This is a genomic window from Paenibacillus sp. 8b26, assembly GCF_050626875.1.
Lineage (GTDB): Bacteria > Bacillota > Bacilli > Paenibacillales > Paenibacillaceae > Paenibacillus.
In genome coordinates this window covers 4,944,758-4,967,428 of sequence record NZ_CP192445.1, presented here as the reverse complement: position 1 = coordinate 4,967,428, position 22,671 = coordinate 4,944,758, and the positions used below count along the sequence as shown (strand labels likewise).

The 22,671-nt window shown below is 45.2% G+C and carries 21 protein-coding genes; 7 read left to right on the top strand and 14 right to left on the bottom strand.

Annotated elements, in window-relative coordinates; genetic code table 11:
* The first annotated feature begins 4 nt into the window (after positions 1-4).
* From ACQ4MX_RS23100 to ACQ4MX_RS23085, 4 genes are all read left to right on the top strand, one after another.
* Positions 5-460 carry a DUF4280 domain-containing protein gene (locus tag ACQ4MX_RS23100; RefSeq protein WP_431087541.1) on the top strand — a complete coding sequence of 152 codons (456 nt, stop codon included), beginning with the start codon at positions 5-7 and terminating at the stop codon, positions 458-460.
* A 25-nt stretch (positions 461-485) separates the two neighbouring features.
* Positions 486-3,413: a contractile injection system protein, VgrG/Pvc8 family gene (locus ACQ4MX_RS23095; protein WP_431087540.1), complete on the top strand. Its 2,928-nt coding sequence runs from the start codon at positions 486-488 to the stop codon at positions 3,411-3,413.
* A 7-nt stretch (positions 3,414-3,420) separates the two neighbouring features.
* Entirely contained in the window at positions 3,421-3,888 is a 468-nt protein-coding gene (locus ACQ4MX_RS23090; protein WP_023989779.1) for a hypothetical protein, read from the top strand.
* Positions 3,889-4,465: 577 nt separating this feature from the next.
* Entirely contained in the window at positions 4,466-4,723 is a 258-nt protein-coding gene (locus tag ACQ4MX_RS23085; protein ID WP_043867758.1) for a helix-turn-helix domain-containing protein, read from the top strand.
* 162 nt (positions 4,724-4,885) lie between these two features.
* On the opposite strand, the gene ACQ4MX_RS23080 is transcribed toward ACQ4MX_RS23085, so the two are convergent.
* The 6 genes from ACQ4MX_RS23080 to ACQ4MX_RS23055 all read right to left on the bottom strand — a co-directional run bounded on the left by ACQ4MX_RS23080 (position 4,886) and on the right by ACQ4MX_RS23055 (position 11,450).
* The gene (locus tag ACQ4MX_RS23080; RefSeq protein ID WP_431087538.1) at positions 4,886-5,767 is read right to left on the bottom strand and encodes a carbohydrate ABC transporter permease; all 882 of its coding nucleotides are present in this window, start codon (positions 5,765-5,767) and stop codon (positions 4,886-4,888) included.
* A gap of 56 nt (positions 5,768-5,823) precedes the next feature.
* The gene (locus tag ACQ4MX_RS23075; protein ID WP_431087537.1) at positions 5,824-6,705 is read right to left on the bottom strand and encodes a carbohydrate ABC transporter permease; all 882 of its coding nucleotides are present in this window, start codon (positions 6,703-6,705) and stop codon (positions 5,824-5,826) included.
* Between the two features lie 26 nt (positions 6,706-6,731).
* Complete coding sequence (locus ACQ4MX_RS23070) at positions 6,732-8,075, bottom strand: extracellular solute-binding protein (RefSeq protein ID WP_431087535.1); 1,344 nt, start codon at positions 8,073-8,075, stop codon at positions 6,732-6,734.
* Between the two features lie 136 nt (positions 8,076-8,211).
* Complete coding sequence (locus ACQ4MX_RS23065) at positions 8,212-9,012, bottom strand: response regulator transcription factor (RefSeq protein ID WP_431087534.1); 801 nt, start codon at positions 9,010-9,012, stop codon at positions 8,212-8,214.
* Between the two features lie 2 nt (positions 9,013-9,014).
* Positions 9,015-10,775, bottom strand: coding sequence for a cache domain-containing sensor histidine kinase (locus tag ACQ4MX_RS23060; RefSeq protein ID WP_431087532.1), 1,761 nt, complete (start codon positions 10,773-10,775; stop codon positions 9,015-9,017).
* 423 nt (positions 10,776-11,198) lie between these two features.
* Positions 11,199-11,450 carry a hypothetical protein gene (locus ACQ4MX_RS23055; RefSeq protein ID WP_431087531.1) on the bottom strand — a complete coding sequence of 84 codons (252 nt, stop codon included), beginning with the start codon at positions 11,448-11,450 and terminating at the stop codon, positions 11,199-11,201.
* Between the two features lie 69 nt (positions 11,451-11,519).
* On the opposite strand from ACQ4MX_RS23055, the gene ACQ4MX_RS23050 reads away from it, so the two are divergent.
* Complete coding sequence (locus tag ACQ4MX_RS23050) at positions 11,520-12,242, top strand: helix-turn-helix domain-containing protein (protein WP_431087529.1); 723 nt, start codon at positions 11,520-11,522, stop codon at positions 12,240-12,242.
* Between the two features lie 179 nt (positions 12,243-12,421).
* On the opposite strand, the gene ACQ4MX_RS23045 is transcribed toward ACQ4MX_RS23050, so the two are convergent.
* The gene (locus ACQ4MX_RS23045; RefSeq protein ID WP_431087528.1) at positions 12,422-12,871 is read right to left on the bottom strand and encodes a VOC family protein; all 450 of its coding nucleotides are present in this window, start codon (positions 12,869-12,871) and stop codon (positions 12,422-12,424) included.
* Positions 12,872-12,992: 121 nt separating this feature from the next.
* Here ACQ4MX_RS23045 and ACQ4MX_RS23040 point away from each other — a divergent pair, with 121 nt between their 5' ends.
* Positions 12,993-13,931, top strand: coding sequence for a helix-turn-helix transcriptional regulator (locus ACQ4MX_RS23040; protein WP_431087526.1), 939 nt, complete (start codon positions 12,993-12,995; stop codon positions 13,929-13,931).
* 239 nt (positions 13,932-14,170) lie between these two features.
* Here ACQ4MX_RS23040 and ACQ4MX_RS23035 read toward each other — a convergent pair whose 3' ends face one another.
* From ACQ4MX_RS23035 to ACQ4MX_RS23020, 4 genes are all read right to left on the bottom strand, one after another.
* On the bottom strand, positions 14,171-14,251 hold the full coding sequence (locus tag ACQ4MX_RS23035) for a hypothetical protein (RefSeq protein WP_431091390.1): 81 nt from the start codon (positions 14,249-14,251) through the stop codon (positions 14,171-14,173).
* A gap of 14 nt (positions 14,252-14,265) precedes the next feature.
* Positions 14,266-14,607, bottom strand: coding sequence for a cupin domain-containing protein (locus ACQ4MX_RS23030; protein WP_431087525.1), 342 nt, complete (start codon positions 14,605-14,607; stop codon positions 14,266-14,268).
* 75 nt (positions 14,608-14,682) lie between these two features.
* Positions 14,683-15,933 carry a PTS ascorbate transporter subunit IIC gene (locus ACQ4MX_RS23025; RefSeq protein ID WP_044648863.1) on the bottom strand — a complete coding sequence of 417 codons (1,251 nt, stop codon included), beginning with the start codon at positions 15,931-15,933 and terminating at the stop codon, positions 14,683-14,685.
* Between the two features lie 321 nt (positions 15,934-16,254).
* Entirely contained in the window at positions 16,255-17,277 is a 1,023-nt protein-coding gene (locus tag ACQ4MX_RS23020) for a substrate-binding domain-containing protein (RefSeq protein ID WP_431087524.1), read from the bottom strand.
* 219 nt (positions 17,278-17,496) lie between these two features.
* Here ACQ4MX_RS23020 and ACQ4MX_RS23015 point away from each other — a divergent pair, with 219 nt between their 5' ends.
* Positions 17,497-18,690: a glycoside hydrolase family 5 protein gene (locus ACQ4MX_RS23015; RefSeq protein WP_431087522.1), complete on the top strand. Its 1,194-nt coding sequence runs from the start codon at positions 17,497-17,499 to the stop codon at positions 18,688-18,690.
* 700 nt (positions 18,691-19,390) lie between these two features.
* On the opposite strand, the gene ACQ4MX_RS23010 is transcribed toward ACQ4MX_RS23015, so the two are convergent.
* Genes ACQ4MX_RS23010 through ACQ4MX_RS23000 form a run of 3 tightly spaced genes read right to left on the bottom strand, consistent with a single transcriptional unit; the run spans position 19,391 to position 22,658 of the window.
* Positions 19,391-20,413 carry an ROK family protein gene (locus tag ACQ4MX_RS23010; protein ID WP_431087520.1) on the bottom strand — a complete coding sequence of 341 codons (1,023 nt, stop codon included), beginning with the start codon at positions 20,411-20,413 and terminating at the stop codon, positions 19,391-19,393.
* Complete coding sequence (locus tag ACQ4MX_RS23005; RefSeq protein ID WP_431087519.1) at positions 20,395-22,326, bottom strand: alginate lyase family protein; 1,932 nt, start codon at positions 22,324-22,326, stop codon at positions 20,395-20,397. The genes ACQ4MX_RS23010 and ACQ4MX_RS23005 overlap by 19 nt, the downstream gene beginning before the upstream one ends.
* Positions 22,323-22,658, bottom strand: a complete 336-nt coding sequence (locus ACQ4MX_RS23000) for a cupin domain-containing protein (RefSeq protein ID WP_044648869.1) — start codon at positions 22,656-22,658, stop codon at positions 22,323-22,325. The genes ACQ4MX_RS23005 and ACQ4MX_RS23000 overlap by 4 nt, the downstream gene beginning before the upstream one ends.
* Between the last annotated feature and the right edge of the window lie 13 nt (positions 22,659-22,671).

The following is a 22,671-nucleotide window of genomic DNA, read 5'->3' as shown; positions in this document are numbered from 1 at the left end:
TTATATGTTTTTACCTATACTTATTAAAGCTTTGGCCCAAGGTGCACTCAGCGGAGAACATTCCTATGTGGTGAGAGGAGCCAAGCTACAGTGCAGTCAAGGTACAGACCCCGGTGTGCTCAATATGATGTACAGCCACGGTGTCTTCATTAAGAAAAAGCCCGTTCTGAACGTGGACGATGCCATTTGTGGAGCCAATATTAGCAAAATCAATGCTTTTGGTCTGTGTAAATTGAAGCAGGGTCTTCCCTGTGAACCGGAGATTGCGTTTGGGTCCAAGTGGACTGGTGGGAAAGAAGACGTATTGGTTGAGGGGGCACCCGCCCTACTCAACAATTCGACCTTAATGTGTAGCTGTCAAGGTGTACAAGAGGCGATATCCTCCTTTTTTGGTGCAGACAGCACAGGATCTGGTGGTGGAGGTATCATCTCCATTACAGATGACGGACAAGATGGCTGATTTTATCAAGCAAGGAGAGTAAGGGATGAACATCGTAGCGAAAGACCGCTTTACCTATCAGCACTTACATGTCACTTGGCCCTATGGCAAGCTACGACTTCATAACGTCCATATGAGTCACGAGCTGGGAGAACATGCTAGACTGGTGATCACGGGTAGTCTAGAAGCCGATCAAGCAGACACAATCATTACCAAAGCGAGCAGCGACGACGAAGTTGAGCTATGGTATTCCGATGCCAAAGACCAGAAACATCCCTTATTTATGGGGCAACTGTACGGTGTAGATGTGGAGCACAGACATCAGGGGATCATGGTAACTCTCAACGTCATTTCTCATAGTTTTAAACTAGATACGCAGCTCAAAAATCGTTCCTTTCAACATATCAATCAAAAGTATGTGGATATTGTAGATGCGGTACTAGCCGATTATAAAGGCTCAGACAAGATCGATGAAGCTTTTGAGAAAAAAGCAACAGGTCAATTCATCATGCAGTATCAGGAGACGGATTGGACCTTTTTAAAACGGTTAGCTTCGCATGTAGGTGCCCTTCTCGTTCCTAATATCGTTTCCCATCATGCGCAAATTTGGATTGGTGTTCCACAGGGCAGGCAGCATATTCAATTGAAAGAGGTTCCTTTTGCATTGCAGCGCAAGATTGCTCCCTTTTTGGATCAAGAGGCGAACGGCTGGAAATCTGCCAGTATCGGGGATTATACACGGTATACCTTTGAATGGGATCAAATGCTGCAACTGGGAGATGAAGTCGAGCGCAATCACGAAACCTATGTCATCACTAAACGTGAAGGCCAGTTGATTCGTGGCTTGATGACCTGGTCGTATGAATGCGCGTTGTCGCAGGGCTTAAAGGTGCCTAAAATATACAATCGAACCATCATCGGTGCATCCATTGAAGGAAAAATACTGGAGGTCAGCCGGAATCAGGTTCGATTACATTTGGATATGGATAATCAGCAAAATCCCAAGGATGCTCAGTGGTTCCCCTACTCTGCCGAGGGCAATCAGGTGTGGTATCTCATGCCGGAAAAAGGGGCGCAGGTGAAGCTGTATTTTCCAAGTGCAGACGAAGATGATGCGATGGTCATACAATCGGTACGGACGAAACCATCTACTGTTGCCGTCCCTTCATCTCACGCAGCCCAAGGTGCTGTGGTCGAATCACCAGCAGAACGTCACCAGCGTAAAACAGCCGATCCCGGGGTCAAATCCTTTGCGAATCCACAGGGAAAAGAAATATCGTTGGGCAATTCCGAACTGTCGATGAGTGCGCAGGAAGGATCGCTGTACATCTCCATGAATACCCATCACGGTGTCAGCCTGAACAGCACCCAACGTATACAAATTCAAGCCACAGGCAGTCTTAGTCTTTCTGCAGGGAGCATCCTGCTGCAAGGAACCAACGGCTTACACTTGAATACAACAACCGATACACTGGATTTGGAGCAGGAAGTTAACAGCGTAAGTTCAGAAATCCAACTTAAAGCTTCCCTCCATCAATACTACCCAGAACCGATTTTGTCTGATTTTGAGAAGCAAGTCGCTGAAAAGGGAATTCAAAGCGTGATGGGAGCACGCGTCAAGGAGAATGTAGGCTCCACGCTCAAGGGAGAATGGGATGCGGGTATAGAGTTTTTAAGCGGGGTATGGAACTCCGCTGTCGATATCGTGGATATGGGAGTCATGGTGGCTACTCCTTTCGTCATGCCCGGTAACGTCACCGGGAAAGGTTTCCTCGATCGTAATGAAACCCTTGAAGGTATCGAATATGGTATAAAAAAAGGCTTTGAAAAAGGGTCCCGGTATGTTGAAATCATTAAGGACTCGTCCGGCGTAAAACAAGGGTTTATGAACGTTGGAAATGAAGCTAAACAAGATGCTACCTTTGTATGGGATAGTGTCACAGAACCTTTTGCAAAAAAAATGAACAATTTCATCCCTAATCCGCTAACCGATACCAAACAGGAAAGCTACGATGCAGGATATGACAGTATCAAGGCTGTGGAACGCGGCGCAGACATTATTGGGTTTGTCAAAGGCGCCGCAGCATTAGCTAAAAAGATGGGAAAGCTGGGTAAAGAAGAAGCATCTTTATCTAAGGGACTCAAAGATGTTGAAGAAAAGAACGGTGGAAAAGGTGGAACGCCGGGATTATTCGGGGATACAGCGAAAGCCGACTCTGCTCTAGCGAAGGCCGGAGATGGAAAATTCAAAACGAACGCCATCCGTTTTCCAACCAATTTTGAATCCTTGGGGAATTACTTGCAAAGTGTAGCCCGAAAGATGAACATCCGTATAACTAAAAGGTTACCCATTTTCGAAACTGCTGGAGGTCATTATCGGTTTCATGATCCTGGTCCTGACGTCCGACATTCTAAAGGTTCCGGTGCAAAGATTTCGCCTGAGAGACAAAAACAGATTGATGCGTTAGAATCAGGAGAGTATACAGGTAAGAGCACTAAGGGGACGGGAGAAGTTCCAAAGTTTAAACTTACCGAACCTTCTTTACCAAAGGGTGGCAAACCTAAAGGGAATTATGGAGAAGGAGATTCCCATGGAATAAAGAAGCAAAATGAAACAGCCGATGTATTGGCTGATAACGGCTATGACATTGAGATGTTAGATGAAATTGATGGTGGAAATGGTCATGGCATTGCAGAAGGGTCTAATCCAGATTTTCTAATCGAAGGAAATGTATTTGATTGTTATGCACCAAAACCAGATGGAAAGATACAAAGTATAATTAAAGAAATAGCAGGAAAGACGAAGAAACAGTCTGGAAGAATTGTCTTGAACATAGACAACTTTCCAAATGAAAAAGTTACCGAAATTATCGAAACAATTTTAAGAAAAGCAAATCCGAATGGAGATCTAAAAAGACTAGAAGAATTAATTCTAGTGAAGGATGGAAAGATTACAAGAGTGTTTGGAGGTTAAAAGTGAGATGGACTGTACGTTATTCTTAGTCTCAAATTTAGATAAAGAAACACTTAAAAGCATAATTTATGAAATAGTATGCGATACAGTTGAAGATAAAGTAACTAACTACGAAGATTTTTCTCGTCTTAGCTGTAAATACTTCACACTTGATATTGAAACAGAAGATATTATTAGTATTGATTTTTTAAGAGAAGAATATGGGATGAAAATTAATGCAGAAATTGGGATTCAATTATTCGGGAAATTATTCGAGGAAGGATTAGAAGTGTTATTTAAAATTTTCGGTAATATTTTAATGGTTTTTAATCCTGACATGGTGTTTGTGGAAAATGGTACAGATCAAATATTCAGAAAAGAAAATGCTACTGTAATCATAAATACAAAGCTAGATCAATACCAGAAAAAGTATCTATCAAACAAGATAATTACTTCACTGCGATACCCATATATTTTCGAACAGTTATCAAACTGAAAGCAGGCTATAGAATGCTTGTTGGATATGAATCCACTCGAATCATGAACATTTTAAAGGTGGTGGGACTACCAAATGACGAATGAATCCATCATTCAACCAATAACACATATAAGCCATGTAATACCCGTATAAAGATTCCTCCATTTCGGTTGTACGCACATCAAATGCTTTAATTTTATAACCTGAATAACGCTATTCCGTTACATCTAACAGGTTAATTATGGCCAGATACCACCATAATTGACCTGTTTTTGTTATCTTCGTTTTTTTCTTGCGTTTTTTCAAATTTACTCGCAACTGTAGAATACGCCGCCCCGGTAGGGAGGATAAAATAGCAATAAATCGCATCTTTTAGGATAGGCACCGCCACTATTAGAGTAGGGGCGGCAAAAACGAAAGATTTTTCATACGTCCGCAACTTAACGGAACATTTCAGCGATTCTTACAGCGAAGAAAGAACTCTGCTGACGAGCAGTTGACATAGAGCAGGTAAGGATACGTTCTAGGCTCGCCTTCCTGACTTCATAGCCGCCGTGCGGCGGTGTAATCAAAAACGCATAAGGCAGGGATTGAAATGACAACAAGAGCGAGTGATTTCGTTTTGATTCAAAACCGCCAAGTCGCTAACGAGTACATGGACAAGGTAAGTCAAGATAGCGAGTTCACGTCACTTCATAAGGGATTTACCAAAGTGCCGCTTAAAATCCATCGTTGTTATGGCTTGAGCCAGTATGAGAAGCTGATACTGGTCGACCTTATCGCTTATATGAGCGACAAGGCTCAGTGTTACCCCACCTATGAGATGATTGCTCGAAATGTCGGGAGTAGTTAAAAAAAGCTTAAATCTATGTTTTTTCCACTTTCATTTATGTATTCCCCATCAACTCAAACTAAACTCACACAAAAATGCCCCCCCTAGCATTCACCGGATAAACCAAGAGGTTTGATCCAATGTCTACACTAGGGGGTGCTCTTCTAATCAGGCGAATTTTCTTTACCCCTTAACCGACCCGGCTGCGATCCCTTCCACAATCCGGTCACTCATGATGAGGAACACCAGCAAAATGGGCAAAATGCTGATCATCAACGTAGCTCCGATAGCTCCCCAGTCGGTCGTATATTGTCCGATAAAGTTCTGAACGCCTACGGTCAGTGTTTTGTTTTCGTCCGAGCTGATGAACGTATTGACGAAAATAAACTCATTCCAGTTATAGATCATGTTAATAATAGATGTCGTTGCCATGACGGGGGTTGTCATGGGCAGCACGATTCGGAAGAACATCCGGTTGACGAAGCAGCCATCCATAACGGCCGCTTCTTCCACTTCACGGGGTAAGGCGTAATAGAAGCCCAACAAGATCATCATCGTTGTGGGCAGATTAAAAGCGACATACGACAGGATGATGGAGAGTGAAGTGTCTGTTAAATGCAGTTTGAGAAACATACTGAACAACGGAATCAAGGTGGAATGGACTGGAATCATCAGTCCGACCATAAAGAGCCCGAGGACCAGCTGGCTTCCTTTCCACCGCATACGCGTAATGGCAAACGTTACAAAGCTGGCTAGCAGCACCGTCAGCGCCACGGATATGACCGTAATCCACACACTATTGAAAAAATACCGCCCGATATTGCCGCTGGTCCACACATTCATATAGTTCTCCCAATGCGGTTGGGACGGGAGTGCAAACGGCGGAAGGTTAAACACTTCCTGATTATTTTTAAGCGAGAACAGCATCAGCCACACCAGTGGTAAAAGCTGCGTCACGGCCAAAATGATTAAAATGATATACAAAGCGGCATAACCGACCCGAGTTAACATTTTGCCGCGGGTAGCGACTCCAAGCGGATAGTTGGCGGCTGCCTGGGTTTTCATATCCGTTCCTCCCTCTTCCTGTCCTTTGTTACCCATGATCTATTTGCATGACTGTATTATGAATACTGGATGGTGTCACTCGAAGCCGTAACCTTGCGGATCAGCCACGTAGCGACCAGACAGATGAGCAGCAGGGCAAAGGCTGTAGCACTGCCATATCCGAAATCAAAGCTGCGGAACGCCTGGTGGTACATGTATGAAGCCATCACTTCACTGGCTCCGTTCGGCCCACCGTCCGTCATGACGTAGATCAGGTCAAAATATTTGAGCGAGCCGACAATAGACAATATGATCGTCACGTTAATCACCTCGCGCAGCAGAGGCAATTTGATACGAGTCGCAATCTGCCAGGCACTGGCTCCGTCGATTCGGGCAGCCTCCATCAGCGTTTCGGGAATGTTTTTTAGTCCAGCATAATAGATCAGGATATAAAAGCCTGCATATTGCCAAATAATCGGGATGAACAAGGCAAACAGCACCAGAGAAGGATTAGCTAACCATTCAGGCGGGTTGTGAACTCCGACCGACGTCAGTAAGGAATTGAGCACTCCGTTTGTTGGATGATATATTTTGAGCCACAGCTGTGCGATCGCTACAGAAGACAGCAGCATGGGAATCAGATAAATTTTCCGCAGCAGATTCGCTCCCTTGATTTTCCCTGACAAAATCATCGCAATGACCAGATAACCGATCAGACTGATGCCTGAAAACAAGGCCAACAAAAGCGAATGCCAAGCACTTTGCCAGAACGCTTTGTCTGTGAACAAATGTTGATAATTGTCCAGCCCCACAAAAGTCATAGGGCCGATTCCATTCCACTGATTCAGGCCGTAATAGCCGGTCAGTACTATGGGCACATATATCACGGCGAATAACAGCAGCAGAGAAGGCAATACATATAGAGCAATGACAAGCTTATTGGACATGACCTTTTCCACGGTCGGACCTCCTTAGGTGGTCAATTTCAATTTCCTTTCTCGATGGCAGCCTTATGCTGGTCGGCAAATTGTTGCGGTGTCACTGCTTTACCAAACAACGCCTGAATCATATTCAAATGTACCTGTGCTGCATTCGGCTTCATCTGTACATCGGCGAACAATGTAATGCTGCTGGCTTGATTCAGTCCGTTCAGCAAATCGACATACAGCTTGGGCAAATTTTCTTTGGAGGTGTCCACTTTCGTCGCCGGAATAACGCCTGCCTGTGTGACCGATTGCTCTCCCCATTTGACTACGAAGTATTCAACGAACGCTTTGGCCTCTTCTTTCACCTTGGAATTTTCCGAAACGAACAAGCCTACTCCCGGACCTCCTACCCAACTGTTCTCGTTGCCCTTGCCGCCTGCAACCATCGGGAATTTAAAGAAGCCAATTTGATCTTTAAATGCTTGCGGGATTGCGGGATTGGTCGTAAAATTCGGCAATTCCCAAGTAGCCATCAAATACATAGCTGCCTTGTCGTTCATAAATTCGGATTTTCCCTCATCATTGGACAAGCCGTTAAATCCCTTGTTAAAGGCATTCATATCCACAAGCGTCTGTACTTCGGAGGCCGCCTGAATTAAACCAGGGTCATCGAACGATCCTGAACCATCAATCGCTTTTTTCAGCGTTTCGTTACCTGCTATTCGGTCCGCCAGATACATGTACCAGAGCGAGCCGGTCCAGCGGTCTTTATTGCCCAGTGCAATCGGCGCAACTCCATGATCCGTAAGTGTTTTCACAACCTGCTTAAACTCGTCAAATGTCGCAGGTACCTTCAAGTTGTATTTTTGGAATATGGCTTTGTTATAATAAATAGGTGTAATGTTCAATTCAATCGGAAGCGCATACGTTTTGCCATTCAGCGCATAGGCTTCGGTCGTTCCCGGTACGAATTTGTCCTTTAGCTTGGAACCATTCAACAGGTCATCCATCGGCGTAAATAATCCACCTTTAACGTAAGGCTCCATAAAGCCCGCTGCCCAGGTGATACCGATATCCGGCAATTCATTGGAAGCTGACAGCACTTTGAGTTTGTTTTTATATTGTTCATTTTCCAGCACTTCCTGCTGAATGACGACATTCGGATGATCCTTTTGGTATTGATCTATAATCTGAGTCACAAGCTTGCTCTGCTGTGCCGAGCTTCCCTCTGGCCACAGGTGCATCATTTTGAGTGTAACCTTTCCCCCTTCTCCACTGGAACCGCCTTGACCATCCTTGCCAACACCGCAACCGGATAGCATCAGCATGAATGACAGCAGCAGGGTCAACCCAGCAAACCATTTTTGATGTGAGTGCTTACGCAAACCATACTTGTTGGACATCGTTAGACCTCCGTTATTATAATTATATTTTTTGTAACCGTTATCATTTGTAAGTTTAGCACTCCATTCCTGCTTCCAACAGGGTACGCTCATTGGATATAATTCCACTTTTATTGGGTTTGATCTGCCTATACTGTCAGTCGATATTCTCCGGCCCTGTACGCATCTGCTGCCTGTAGCGGCTGGGACTTATCCCCTCAGTCGCTTTGAATACTTTAATAAAATATTTATCTGTTCGGTAGCCTGATCGCTCGCCGATTTGGGCAATCGTCAACTGGGTATGCAGCAGCAGCTCCTTGGCCCGTTGGATCCGCAGGCGATGCAGATATTCGCTGAAGGACAAACCACTTTGCTCCTTGAACAAAACACTAAAATAGCTCGCATTCAGGTGTGAATGCGCGGCAGTCTGCGCCATCGTAATGGATTCGTGAAGATGCTCCGCCATATAGGTGAAGGCATATCGTACCGGATCACTAAGAGTAGCCGCCTGGAGATCAAGCTCTAGCAGAACAGGGTCAGCCAGCTTGTCCAGCTTCTCGTACCGCTGCCGCTCCTCTTCCAGCCGAAGCGCTTCATTAACCGCATTCAGCAGCTCCTGCTTATCAATCGGTTTGAGCAAATAATTGACGGCTCCCAGACGAAGAGCCTGCTGGACATAATCAAACTCCGCATAACCCGAGATGACAATGATCGCTGGTCGTCGTGAATCCCGTTCCAGAGCGCGGATTAAATCCAGACCACTGAATTCCGGCAACCGGACATCCGTAATCAACAGATGAACCGTCTCCGCTCGCAGTATATTTAATGCTTCCAAACCATTACCGAATGTCACAATCCGGTATTTCCCGGCGGCCCATTGCTCCAGTGTCTGGTGTATCCCCTGACGTGTTCGCTGTTCGTCGTCTACAATGACAATGGTTTTGGATGAAACACTCATTCCTACCGCCCTCCATATTCATCAGGAATTTCAAAAGCGACCACAGTTCCTTCCTGCTCAGCACTATGTATCAGCACACCGTCCGTTGGATAAGATGCGCTGTCATAATAGAGAGCAAGCCTGCGCTGCACATTAACTAGTCCCATACCGGTTCCCTTGCTCTGGCAGGCCGATCCCCCCATCAACGCTGTACGCACAGCTGCAAGCTCCTCCAGTGTCATTCCAGGTCCGTTATCTATGACCGTGATCTTGGTCCAACCCGATCTGGTCGAAGGAGTGACACTGATTTCAACGCGGCCGTTGCCGATGCGATTTTCGACACCATGCAAAATGGCATTCTCTAGAATAGGCTGGATCAGCAGTTTAGGAAGCGGAATTTGGGCTGCCTCCGAAGGCATATGAATTTGCCAGCTCAGACGTTCACCCAGACGCATCTCCATCAGTTCCAGATAACGACGGATTTGCGCCATTTCTTCCCCAAGTATCACCCAAGAGTCATGGTGAGCCGGTTCGATAACATAACGAAACAGCCGTGACATGGACACCATCAGCCCGGCAAGCTCCTCTTCTCCCTTCTCCTGTAGCGACCAGTTGAAAGCATCCAGCGTATTAAAAAGAAAATGCGGATTGATCTGCGCCTGCAGAGCTTTAAGTTCGGTCTGGCTTTGTAAAACCTCCTTCTCGCAAATAACACGGATCAATTCATTGATATCGACAATCATCGTGTTGTACTCTGCGTTCAATTCTCGCAGCTCGACTGCTGCTGCCGGTTCTGGATTCAGGGCCAATGCCCCTTCCCGTGAACGACGCATCGCCTGAATCAAGTGACCTATCGGTCTTGTAATCAACGTAGACAACATAAAGGACATGAACAGGAATAGCACGGCACCAAGAGACGCGGAAATTATAAGTGTAGTCCGTAAAACCGTAATTCCGTCTGTGACGACGCTAACCGGAATCAGGATCAGCAGCGACCAGCCCGTCCGCTCCGACTGCTTAACCGCCTTTACATATTCCCGCTCTCCAATATGAACAGTTTGTGTCTTGCTGTGCAGTACACCTGACAAATCCGTCTGGTTCAAAGGTTCACCCGACAGCAGTTGGCCCTGACGATCTACAAGCAACATGGTTTCATCCGCTTCTTCATTGACCGCCGACGCATCATTCAGCCTGAAATAACTTCGCTCCATGCGGGTAATCAGATATCCTCCGCGTGAAAACCAGCGATCCACCAGGCTCACCTGCCGAATCACCAGCAGCGACCGGGGGTCCTCGGGATCAATGCCGATCCAGACTAATCTTCCTTTCATCTGATTCGCTTCCCGGATGTCCGCCTGTCCGATACGGTCCTCCAGACTGCCCTCCCTAATCGGAAACAACATCTTCCCTTCGGCGGTATACAGCTCCAGCGAGCCGACACTCGGCATATATGCCTGATAGCTATGCATCACTTGCAGTAGTGATTGACGCTGTTCGAAATTCACCTTGCCCCCGTTGCGCTCCTTCAGCAAAATATGCTGAACAGACGGGTGATTCGCGACCTGCTCCGTCAAGCTGTCCATCTGGCCGATTAATGCATCCAGCCTACCGCTTGCTTGTACCGCAGTTTGACCAATATGTCGCTCGGCACTGTCTTTTAACAAGTGAGACACATTGAGATAAATGAACGCCCCCGCCACACTCATCATAATGAGCATTACCAGTATAAATCCGATAAAAATCTGATTACGTAATGTGTTTAATGGTTGGAACCTTGAACGCATATGCCTTCTCCCCCTGGACCATCGCAACAAAAAATGGTGATGATAACGCTTTCCTTTTTCCTATTCTATCGCATCGTTCGTCTTTGTTGGCGTATTTTCAGCAGAGATTAATCAAAATGGACAGGAATGATATGAAATAGGAAGGTCGTAGGATAATCGAAAAAATGAGGGTACTCTCTGGATAGATTACGTTCGATAATACACGCCATAACAATAAGCTTCTTTCAAAGCAGCTAAACTAAGGTACCGTCCAGCCTCCAAAGTTTGTATATTTAATCTGTATCCTACTGGAGCACAGCCAAAATGCGGTCGCACAACTCCATCGTCTTTACATTTCCCCGTTCACTAGAATAAGGCGTCCGTCCTTCTTGGCAGCAGTTCATAAAATGAGCGATTTCACCAACAAAACCGCGCAAGTACAAATCACAGTATCCGCCCGACATCGCCGAGGCAGACGGCGTCAGAACTGTATCGTTTTCCGCAAGTGATTTCCAAGGGAGCCCTGTGTGACTCTCCGACTTGTAAACGATCAGTTGTGTTCACTTCATCCGCGTTCGCAAAACCGGTGACCTGGGCGACTTCTCTGAACAAATAACGTACCAGATCGACCATATGAACCGCCGCCAGCTTCATGAAGCCGACCATCAGTACGACGCCCGTCGCTTGTGCAATCACGACAACTCCATCACAGTCTTCCTGCTCCAGCATAGTCTTGTTGGATTACATGAAGGAGCGTGAGAATTTATGAAGGAAAAATTAGCAAGAAACATAAGCATATACCGCAAAGAGAGAGGACTTACACAAGAAGAGCTTGCACAAATACTAGGGCTTTCTTTTCAAGCAGTATCCAAGTGGGAAAATGCTCAGACAATGCCTGATATATCGTTACTACCTCAGCTATCAAGAACCTTAGAAGTTAACATTGACAAACTCCTTGGGTATATCTCGCAGGACAGACCGATTAGTATTTATGAGAAAGAATATCAAACACAAGAATATTACTGGGGTACTGAACCCAATAAAGTATGTTATCAGGTTTTACAATTTATGCCGCCTACTAAACATTTAAAATTGTTGGATATTGGCTGTGGCGAGGGAAAAGATGCAGTGTTTTTTGCAAGAAATGGATATGATGTCACAGCATTTGACGTTTCGGACGCAGGCATTGAGAAAACCAAAAGACTGGAGCCTGACTTTCGTAAAGAAATATTTGATAATTATAAGCAGTCTACAAACCAAAATGGTTTACATGTTTTTAATGTGTTTGTAAATAAGCCGTTTATTGCACCACCTCCCGAAAAAGAACCCAACGCGTTTAAGTGGTACTCTGGTGAGTTGCTTGCACACTATCACGACTGGTTTATTAAAGACAATTCAGAAGTTGTTTTCGACTGCAATTCTTCAGGTATTCCTCACAAACATGCAATGACAAAAGTTATTGCACAAAAGGTAATCTCGTCAGGCTAAACATGCTACTATTTTAAGCACAAAAAGAGGGGCTCGCTGCCCCTCTTTACTATTTCCGCCAATACATTATACTTCCGCACTAAAAAATAAAACAGTAGTAATTCTACGATAGTATATCTCAGTAATATAAAAATTTCAGAATACAGATTGCATTATGAAACATGGAACATGCTAATTTTTTATTGTAATCTATCATCAAACATTAATTGTATTTGAATACCGAATGGGTCTTCTATAATACCGTATGCTTTGCTAAACACATTATTAGATAAAGGAACAATGATTTTCACTCGATCATCTGTAATTAAGCTATTATAAAAATGTTCAATTTCTTCTAATTCAGCACTTTGAATACATAATGAAGTGTTATTACCAACTGTATATTCTTCACTCATATTCATTGTATCTTCTGCTACCATTACTTTTGTTCTTCCGATTAATAAGACAGAGTGAGAAATATAATTCTTATTTTCATCAGTAAGCTGTATTGAGCTGTCACGTTTTGCTATGTCTTGATAGGTAACAAGTAACAATTCCTTTGCGCTAAAATGGTTTTTGTAAAAATTTATAGCTTCTTTTGCCTTTCCGTTCATTGATAAGAAAATAGCTATTTCTAGTGTTGTACCCATGGTATCAATCTCCTTTTATATCATGATTTTAGGCAAATATCTTATACATTTGATATATTACCTTGAACTCATTATCATATATAAAGGTATCAAAACATGACACCTTTATAAGGAGATTTATATGAACAAATCAGAAAGATTAAATGACATGATCAGATACTTAAACAGTCGAGAGTTCTTTAATTTAAATGACCTAATGGATAAATACAATATTTCAAAAAGTACAGCTCTACGTGATATTAGTTCATTAGAACAATTAGGTATGCCTATTTTTTCGGAACATGGCAGACATGGACGATATGGTATCTTAAAAAATAGATTGTTATCCCCTATTATTTTTACTATGGATGAAGTATATGCTCTGTACTTTGCCATGTTGACGTTAGAATCTTATCAATCAACACCATTTCATTTAAGTGTTAATAAACTAAATGAAAAGTTTGAACACTGTCTTTCTAAAATACAGATTAAGCAGATTCACAAAATGAAAAAAGTTCTACAATTTGAAATATATCAGCACAATAATGTTAGTCGTTTTTTAGATAAAATTCTAAAAGGCATTCTTAATGAGAGTAACTGTAAGCTTCAGTATTTAAAAAATAACCAGAAAAAAAGTTACCATGTTCAATTTTTCAAAATTTCCGCTAAGTTTGGTCAATGGTATGCTACTGGAATAGAGTTAAATACGAATAAATATAGAGTTTTCAGATGTGATCGAATAACCTTTATAGAAGAAGAGGAGAACAATTCTCGCTTTTCTATAGATGAACTCCTTAGTCGTTCATTAGAAATGTATCAATCTGAGAAGAGCATTGACTTTGAAGTAGAGATTTTAGAACAAGCAAAGGATATTTTTTATAAAGAACATTATCCCTCTATGAAAATAGAAAATGGTCATAAAACAGTCATTAAGGGATTCTATAATCTAGGAGAAGAGGAGTTTATAGCTAATTATTTTATGAAATATGGTAATTGTGTTATATCAGTGAAGCCTGAAACATTAAAACAAATTATTCAAGATAGAATAGAGAATCTCTTAAATCACTATCAAAAATTATAAATCAGCATGCGATCCGATCGCTTTCTTTTGTTTGCGAACCATACAAAACTGGAGACACGAAATTATAAACTACCATCGATGCCGATGGACAAAATAGCTACATAGTTCTTCGGCATCACTTGCTTTTTTTCTCCTGTTTTTTCTCTATATTCATTCGTTTCCCTATTGCGATCCAGCTATCCTTAATCCGATTCCTCGTTGCGCTGTCAATAAAATGGACACACTGAAACGAGAAATCCTTAGGCTGCATTTGCATACTGGTTCGGGGATACATAACCTAAAGAAGAATGGATTCGGACACCGTTGTAAAAGCAGGTAATGTACGTAAGGGAATTTACAGGAAATCTGCACGTGCTGGTGTAAATGCATCTAGCAGAATACCGCCGTCCTCCAGTGGGATACAGCCATGAAGAGTATCGGATGGAAAATGGATGCTGTCTCCCTCATTGACGGTCTGGACTTCCTTTGTTTCGCCATTATCGATCATGAACTTAAAACTTCCCTTTATTACATAAGTGACTTGTTCATGGACATGCTTATGCAACAGGATCTCTCCTGTTTGGGCTTTAGCAAACATCACTTTGACATACATAAGTTGGTCGCTGTGGGCCAGCACTTTCCGAGCGGTATTACTGTCAACGATATCAATTTGAATATCTTGGTCGTTAAAAAACATGGATAATTCCTCCTCATTTAGAACACAAATTTTTGAGATGAGTTATTTTAAAAAAACTTCATAAATCGATTTAGTTTAAAACCAGCGGAAAATAAGCCACAGAACTCCGGAAAGGGTAGTAAAGTCGGGATCGGCGAACGTTACCCCTTCGGCACCCAAAAAAGAAAAGAGCGGCAAGGTGAGGGCCGGCAGCAGACAGAGCAAGAATCCATTAAGACAACTGGAAATGACAGCCCCCCTGAAACCACCGCTGGAATTGCCAAATATCGCGGCTGCACCACCAGCGAGGAAGCAGGCCATGATCCCCGGCACAATGACAGGCAATCCGACAAGCGGGAAAAGAAAGACGCAGGCAACGCCTGTGAAGAAGCTGACCAAGAAGCCTACCAACGCGGAATTGGGTGATTTGTCGAACAGTACCAGAACATCCACACCAGGGATTGCTCCAGGTGCGAACACTTGGGAGAACCCTTTGAAAGCGGGTACAATTTCAGTCGTGAACAGCTTAACACCTGCTTTTGCGATATACAGGCCGGCAGCAAAAATAGCTGACTGTTCGAGGATGAAGACGATGTATTCTTTGCCATCAGATAATTTGCTGACATAATCAGAACCAGCAACCAGTCCGGATACCAGTAAAAGCACAAGCATCGTCAAGGTCGTTGCAACATTGGGGTCGCGCAAAAAACTGATGCGGTCATTAATTTTTACATTTTCGGTGTCATTTTCACGGTTGCCAAAAACTTTTCCTAAATAGGTGCCGAGAATGTAAGAGGTCATGGAAGCATGAGCAATCGTATATTCATCAGATTTGATAATGTTTTTGCTGGCATTCCGGAGCAGGTAAGGGAACACTGCCATATAGCTCCCGATTACCAAAGAACCGACGATGATCGTAGTCAGCGAACTGAGACCAAGACCTTTCATAACGGCTGTAGCGGCAAAGCTCATGAACAGAATCAAGTGAAGAGACAAATAAATATACTTGAACTTGGTCAGGCGTGCAAGCACGATGTTAAGGATCATGGAAAAGAGCAGAATGAGCGCAGCATCCGCCCCGATCTGATCAATGGTCAGTGCCATGATGGCTTCATTGCTTGGTACGACACCTTTAAGTTTGAACGCATAAGAAAAAATTTGGCTGAAGTTGGTGAGAACGCCTCCTAAAATGCCGCCGCCGACCTTGATCATGGTGAAGCCCATAAAAGAAAGGGTAGTTCCCGTAATGATCTCGGATACTTTCTTCCTCTGGAATATAAGGCCGAGTAATGTCACAATCGCGATAATGATGGATGGCTCCCTGATAATACTCATAAACATTTCCATAGTGATCTCCGACTTTCTTTTATTATTTTTCACTCTTACTAAATCGATTTAGTAATACTTGAAAAAAATTCCCCTTCCGGGAATGTAAAAAGAAGCAGAATTATTTTTGTGAATTAGATCACAAGTGAATCCATAAATTATTCGTTTAAGATTCATTCCTCCCCCTCTTTTAAATCGCTATAACCACTAAAATTAGGAACATACAGAAATGAAAGGGTATTCATGACTCGAATCATAGGATTATTATAGCTCTTTATTTTCTTTTTACAATAGAATTCATAAAAACGTTTCCAAAAAGATAAAAAGACTTATTCAAATTATTCAGTTCAATTTTTGGACAGATTCTCTGTGGTTAATGGCCGGATTCAATCGGATGATTTCTGACATCTCCTCATGATCCTGCTCATTTTGATCAATTTTCTCCAGCAGCAGCCTCGCACTTCTTTTCCCCATTTCAAAGCTCGGCTGGGAAACGGTAGTGATCGGCGGATTATAAAAAGACGCAAAGGATACATCATCTATGCCAATCAAGGAAAAGTCATTAGGTATGGTCAGATGGTTATTTTTTGCATAAATCAGCACCTGCTCCAAAATCATGTCATTAGTAGCAATAATTGCAGTGGGCGGATTCTTCATGTGGAATAGTTGTCCAATAAGATTAGGCATTTCATCCAACCTGCCGCTTTTGATATAGTTTTCATTCACTGGTATGTCATGTTTGCCCAACGTATTTCGGAAACCTGACAGCCGCTCACTTCGTGTGGTGATCGCTTTTTTGCCTAAAGGGAACGTGATAATGCCAATGTTTTTATGACCATGCTCAATGAGTTCTTCAACCGCAAGCTCGCTGGCTTTTTCATTATTCAACAGCACCGTGTCTACGCTGATTTCATCGATTTTTCGGTCCACAAACACGAAAGGATAGCCATTCTTGACAAGGGAAACATATAATTTCTTGTTCTCTTCCGTCGGGAAAATGATAAGTCCATCCACTTGCCGAGCAATCATCGACTGGACATACTTTTTCTCTTTGAGCGAATCATCATCGGTATTGCAGACAATGACCTGGACATTTTCCAGTTGGCATTCATCTTCAATTGCACGCACGACTTCTGTTGTAAATCTCGATAAAATGGTTGAAGAAATAACCCCCACAATGAAGGTCTTCTTCTGCTTGAGACTACGTGCCACCTCATTGGGAATATAACTGAGATCCTCAATCGCTTGCTCGATCTTCTTCTTGGTGTTTTCACTCATATAGTTGTATCTTTTATGCAGAAACTGCGAAACTGTGCTCTTCGACACCCCTGCACGTTCTGCAACTTCTTTCATCGTTGTTACCATGGTTAACCCCCTCTCTTTTTCTGCGTGTCAGGCGTGTTCATTTTCAAATATATATTCTACAACCTGTATGTAAAGTGTATTTCACTTTATTATATACCTTCTTGTACAGAAATCTTAGAAATATACGAATTTTATGAACTTGTTTGATGGAAGATTTGAACATAAAATAAAATTGTAATCGGTTACAAATATATTCAAATAAAGGAGGAAGCAAAAAACATGAAGAAAAAAGGGTTGAAAAAAACATTTTTCGTCATTGCCTCCCTCGTAATGGGCTTCACACTGTATGGCTATACTCCCGCTTCGGCAGATGCAGCCAGTGTGAAAGGATATTATCACACCCAAGGAAACAAGATTGTAGACGAATCCGGGAAAGAGGCGGCATTTAACGGCCTGAATTGGTTCGGTCTGGAAACCCCTAATTACACCTTGCATGGACTGTGGAGCCGTTCAATGGACGACATGCTGGACCAGGTGAAGAAAGAAGGCTACAATCTGATCCGTCTGCCTTACAGTAATCAGTTGTTCGATTCCAGTTCCCGTCCAGACAGTATTGATTATCACAAAAACCCTGATCTGGTCGGATTAACTCCGATTCAAATCATGGACAAGCTGATCGAAAAAGCTGGACAACGCGGTATTCAGATTATCCTTGACCGTCACCGTCCAGGCTCAGGTGGACAATCCGAGCTGTGGTACACGTCCCAGTACCCTGAGACTCGTTGGATTAGTGACTGGAAAATGTTAGCTGAACGTTATAAAAACAACCCTACCGTCATTGGCGCGGATTTGCACAACGAGCCACACGGTCAGGCAAGCTGGGGTACAGGCAATGTCTCCACAGACTGGCGTCTGGCGGCACAACGTGCAGGGAATGCCATTCTGTCCGTGAACCCGAATTGGCTGATTCTCGTAGAAGGTGTAGACCACAATGTACAAGGCAACAATAGCCAATACTGGTGGGGCGGCAACCTGACAGGTGTAGCCAACTATCCTGTCGTTCTGGACGTACCAAACCGTGTCGTATATTCTCCACATGATTACGGTCCTGGTGTATCTTCGCAGCCATGGTTCAACGACCCGGCCTTCCCGTCCAACCTGCCAGCGATCTGGGATCAAACCTGGGGCTACATCAGCAAGCAAAACATAGCTCCGGTGCTGGTCGGTGAATTCGGCGGTCGTAATGTTGATTTGTCTACTACTGAGGGCAAATGGCAAAATGCACTCGTAGACTATATTCGTGCCAACAACCTGTACTTTACGTACTGGTCCCTGAATCCGAATAGCGGCGACACAGGCGGTCTGCTGCTGGATGATTGGGTTACCTGGAATCGTCCGAAGCAGGATATGCTGAGCCGGATTATGAAGCCTGTCATCTTCGCAGCAGAGCAAGCGAAAACAACCGCCGAATAAGCCTGTCGTCCATGCTTCGCAGGTGAATGATAGCAGCCAACCTTTCAAAAGCTTATTCCAACTTAAACATGAGTGGGAATAAGCTTTTTTTGCATGTTCAAAACTATTGGATATTAAGCTTCTTACCAGTAAGAAAAGATATATTATTTAGCTTCTTCGCTACAGTGGATGCCTAATGTCATTAACGTATGCAATTGATCTAGCGGATAGTTATAGGTTTTACTAGAGTCATTTTGGAACGTCATAGTCGCTTTATTCCCTTGTATCGCAAATGAAAGAACTTCTGCAGTACGATCCCTATCTTTTAATATCAGTAAAAACTTCTGTTCATCCATTATGTTTCGATCCCTCTATATCTTCGATTAGTATGCTTTTATGTAAAATCATGGTGTTATAGGTATACCTCTCTTCTTCATTTCGACATTTTCCTGTATCATCCTTTTTTTGAAGTATTATTTTGGTCGCAATCAACTTTTCCATACTTCTTTCACAAATTAGAGTAGATTCACTACGTCACAATGAGATTGACCTTGGTAATGAGGGAGACAAGCTGATTTGACTATCCCTATTACGATCTCAGGAATAATGAAGCTTCCCATCCCAATCGTTCGTGCAACAAAAAACCGTTCCCCGGTTGATGATCAGAGCGTGCAATCCTGCACACTTACCATTAAACTGGAGACGGTTATTTGTCGGTACTCTACAGCCGCCCACTGCCCCGGAGCGCTCTCCTGATAGCCTCGACCGCTCCGATCGCGCCCGCTTCGTTGCCGAGTGCCGCCTTGCGGATGTCCACAGCAACAGGACTTAATGCGGAGACACGTTCGGCCAATTCGCCAGCATATTCCACATTTTTCTCCACGACGCCGCCACCCAGCACAACAAGCTGTGGATTAAGCGTGATGGTCAAGTTGGCGATGGCAATGGCCATCAGATGATAAGCCCGGTCCAACACGCGGGCCGCGAGCTGACTGCCTTCTGCAGCCGCCGCGAAGACATGCTTGGCCGTGACCGGACCGCCAGCCGCCTGCAGCGAGAGCACCAGGCACAGCGCACCGTCTTCCGTACAACGCGCCGCCTGTAACGCGATGCCAGTACCGGAAGCTTGATTCTCCAACGCCCCGAACCTCTCCAAGACACCGCTCTTCCCTGTGGACAACGTCTCCCGATCCATTTCGATCACGAAGTACCCGATCTCCCCAGCGGAGAAGGTCCCCCCCTTATACAGCTGCCCGTTCAGGTACAACGCACCGCCGATGCCAGTGCCGACCGTAATCATTATAAAATGTTCACAGCCAGCCGCTGCACCCTTGCACTGCTCCCCAAGCGCCGCCATGTTCACATCATTGTCCAGCACCACGATTCCTTCATAGTGGTGCGCAATCCACGGGCGAATATCCTCTGCCGGCCAGTCCAATGCTGGTGCGCTGGATAGAATGCCTGTCTGCTCGTTCATCACTCCCGGCAAGCCGATACCCACTCCAGCCAGTTTGGAAAGTTTGGTTCCATGAGCTTGGCAAAATTGCCCCAGCTCGGCAAACAGCCATTCCATAAAGCTTTTCGGGTCCCTGCTCAGCTGCGTATCTAACTTGCGTTTGCCGCGAATGCTCCCGTCCACCCCAGCGAGGCAAAACAAGGTCTTGGTGCCGCCGACATCAATTCCTGCGATCCAGGCGGTGGATGCGCCCAGTTCAACATCGGAAGTCATCCATGATCCCTCCATTCCAGCGTGGTGCCATCAATTACGATGGTTCCGATGGCGGTACCATACACATAGGACACCTCGACCCGCTGACGCGCAGGATCGATCTCCCACGCGGTCAGGCGGAGCGGCTCGCCGTTATCGGCCGAATCCTCCGGCAGACATACTGTAAGAACGCCAGCTTTTCCTGAAAAAGCGGCTTGTCCCTGTAACACAGGCGTCTCCGCTTTGGAGCCGTATATTTTCGATACCCAGCCCTGCTGTTCGCTGACCGTGAAGCGCCCTTCCGTCAACCCGGCCGTTGTCCACTGTATAGCAAGCTTGACAGAAGAACCCGGATAAACCAAGGAAGCGGAAGCGCCCAGACTACCCGTCTCTCCCGCCAACAGCTCTACTACAGCTTCCGGGTGCAGATGAAACCGTTGCTCCATCTCGTGCTCCGCTTCGGCTTCCAGCCAATCGACTAACAGCATAATTGGAACCTCCGAACCAAGCAGCACCCACCTGCGATGTGTTACAGGATCGGACAAGCGAGTATAGCCGTCATGGGAAGCATCAATGAAGTGATAACGGCTGTTGCTCTCCCAGCGGTATGTCTTCGCTTCGGCCGCAGGCGTGCCCCATTGTTGCGTGGATACATACGGCGTCTGGTCCTCGCCATCCACCGTGATCGTATTATGCGCCCGCGTGCTTTTGAAATAATGGCGCCATTCCCCTTCTTCGTAGGTGTACCGTCCGGTATCTGTGAAAAAAAGCTGCTGCTTCCACATCCATTCCAGATTCAGCGCATCGGCATGACCGTGCGCCCCGCCCATAGCGGCGGCGTCAAAAAACAAATACTGCTGCTCATCCCGCATCACATAGTACCCGGTCTGTGGAAATGCCCGGCTCTCCGTTGAAGGCTTGTAAGCAGCCTGAAGCTGCATACAACGTCCATATTTCTCCGCTCCCAGCAGCCAGAGGCTTTCCGAGCTATCCGCCCCTCGGCAGATCAGTTCGTCATCTTCCAGAATCGCGCCCAACAGCGTCAACCGCTGCCGCCCGTCGCCAACCCAGTCGGAGTCGCCGACTCCTGTAGATTGGTGGTCTGGCCGGATAAGCACCTCCGTGAATGCCGCCATTTTGCGAAGTTGCTCGCCGAACCACTCCGAGAAGGGACAACCGGACAGCCTGCCCAGTAAATAGGGGGTGCCGAACATCTCGATGCTGGCATTGTGATAGTGGGTCGTAAGCTCAATCTGCACCCCTTCGGGGCCAACCTGATGCAGCAGGCAAAGCTCCAGCCGCTCGGACGCCAACTGCCGCCAATACGGCGCGCGTGGATGCCAATGATAAAACGTAGCGATCATGAACAGGCCTTGCATATGCATAATGGCATGATTAATTTCGGTACTGCCCAGATACCGAGTGAGGAACTCGGCATGTTCTTCCAGCCCCTGTAAAAATTCGGCGTGAAACGGTTCGGTCAGCAGTGGGCTGTCCTCCATATATTTGTAAGCAGAGATCCAGGACTGCACGCGCAATCCGGTTTCCAGCAACCGCCAAGGGCCAAGCTTCTGGAAGAACACGGCTTCTTCATAGGACGGAACGGCAGGAACCGGGTTCTGCTTCCGCCAACCGCGATAATGGTTGATAAACGCGGAGACATACTGCGGATTGCCATTCATCAGGTATGCTTTGCCCAGATCCGGCATATGCCAATGCCGATTGATTCCCCAGGTGAACTCCGGGTCCTTGGAGGGATTATGCAGCCAATCCACCGGATCGCCTAGTGGAATCCAGCGGCTCAAGTCATGGGTGTAAGGCACGATAAATTCATTGACCACAGCATGATCGGCAATGGCGATTGACGCTTCGGCTTCGCCGGGAAAATGGCGGGCGTAATACTCCGCAGTCCTGCGCAATTCGAGCTTCGGCAGGTAATAGTCGTTCATTGCTGATCCTCAAGAAAATCTTCGCGAAAGGGATTGAACACATCCAGAATGACGGAGTCTTCCAGCGCCTTCACGCCATGCAGAACGTTATAACCCGCGTAGAAGCTATCTCCCGCCTTGAGAATGCGCGTCTCGTCGCCGACTCGGACCTCGAAGCTTCCTTTTACAATATAGCTGACCTGCTCATGCTTATCGTGGGAATGGACTTCTCCCACTCCGCCCTTGCGAAAGGTGACCTCCACCATCATCAGCGTTCCACCCATACCGAGAATTTTGCGGGAGCTGCTTCCGTCAATGACATGCGTTTTTGCTTCCCCATTTTCAATAATCATGCTTTCCTACCCC

Coding starts and splice junctions, on each gene's coding strand:
- ACQ4MX_RS23100 (WP_431087541.1), top strand. CDS start 5: ATGTTTTTACCTATACTTATTAAAGCTTTGGCCCAAGGTGCACTCAGC.
- ACQ4MX_RS23095 (WP_431087540.1), top strand. CDS start 486: ATGAACATCGTAGCGAAAGACCGCTTTACCTATCAGCACTTACATGTC.
- ACQ4MX_RS23090 (WP_023989779.1), top strand. CDS start 3,421: ATGGACTGTACGTTATTCTTAGTCTCAAATTTAGATAAAGAAACACTT.
- ACQ4MX_RS23085 (WP_043867758.1), top strand. CDS start 4,466: ATGACAACAAGAGCGAGTGATTTCGTTTTGATTCAAAACCGCCAAGTC.
- ACQ4MX_RS23080 (WP_431087538.1), bottom strand. CDS start 5,767: ATGAAAACCCAGGCAGCCGCCAACTATCCGCTTGGAGTCGCTACCCGC.
- ACQ4MX_RS23070 (WP_431087535.1), bottom strand. CDS start 8,075: ATGTCCAACAAGTATGGTTTGCGTAAGCACTCACATCAAAAATGGTTT.
- ACQ4MX_RS23065 (WP_431087534.1), bottom strand. CDS start 9,012: ATGAGTGTTTCATCCAAAACCATTGTCATTGTAGACGACGAACAGCGA.
- ACQ4MX_RS23060 (WP_431087532.1), bottom strand. CDS start 10,775: ATGCGTTCAAGGTTCCAACCATTAAACACATTACGTAATCAGATTTTT.
- ACQ4MX_RS23050 (WP_431087529.1), top strand. CDS start 11,520: ATGAAGGAAAAATTAGCAAGAAACATAAGCATATACCGCAAAGAGAGA.
- ACQ4MX_RS23045 (WP_431087528.1), bottom strand. CDS start 12,871: ATGGGTACAACACTAGAAATAGCTATTTTCTTATCAATGAACGGAAAG.
- ACQ4MX_RS23040 (WP_431087526.1), top strand. CDS start 12,993: ATGAACAAATCAGAAAGATTAAATGACATGATCAGATACTTAAACAGT.
- ACQ4MX_RS23030 (WP_431087525.1), bottom strand. CDS start 14,607: ATGTTTTTTAACGACCAAGATATTCAAATTGATATCGTTGACAGTAAT.
- ACQ4MX_RS23025 (WP_044648863.1), bottom strand. CDS start 15,933: ATGGAAATGTTTATGAGTATTATCAGGGAGCCATCCATCATTATCGCG.
- ACQ4MX_RS23020 (WP_431087524.1), bottom strand. CDS start 17,277: ATGGTAACAACGATGAAAGAAGTTGCAGAACGTGCAGGGGTGTCGAAG.
- ACQ4MX_RS23015 (WP_431087522.1), top strand. CDS start 17,497: ATGAAGAAAAAAGGGTTGAAAAAAACATTTTTCGTCATTGCCTCCCTC.
- ACQ4MX_RS23010 (WP_431087520.1), bottom strand. CDS start 20,413: ATGGAGGGATCATGGATGACTTCCGATGTTGAACTGGGCGCATCCACC.
- ACQ4MX_RS23005 (WP_431087519.1), bottom strand. CDS start 22,326: ATGAACGACTATTACCTGCCGAAGCTCGAATTGCGCAGGACTGCGGAG.
- ACQ4MX_RS23000 (WP_044648869.1), bottom strand. CDS start 22,658: ATGATTATTGAAAATGGGGAAGCAAAAACGCATGTCATTGACGGAAGC.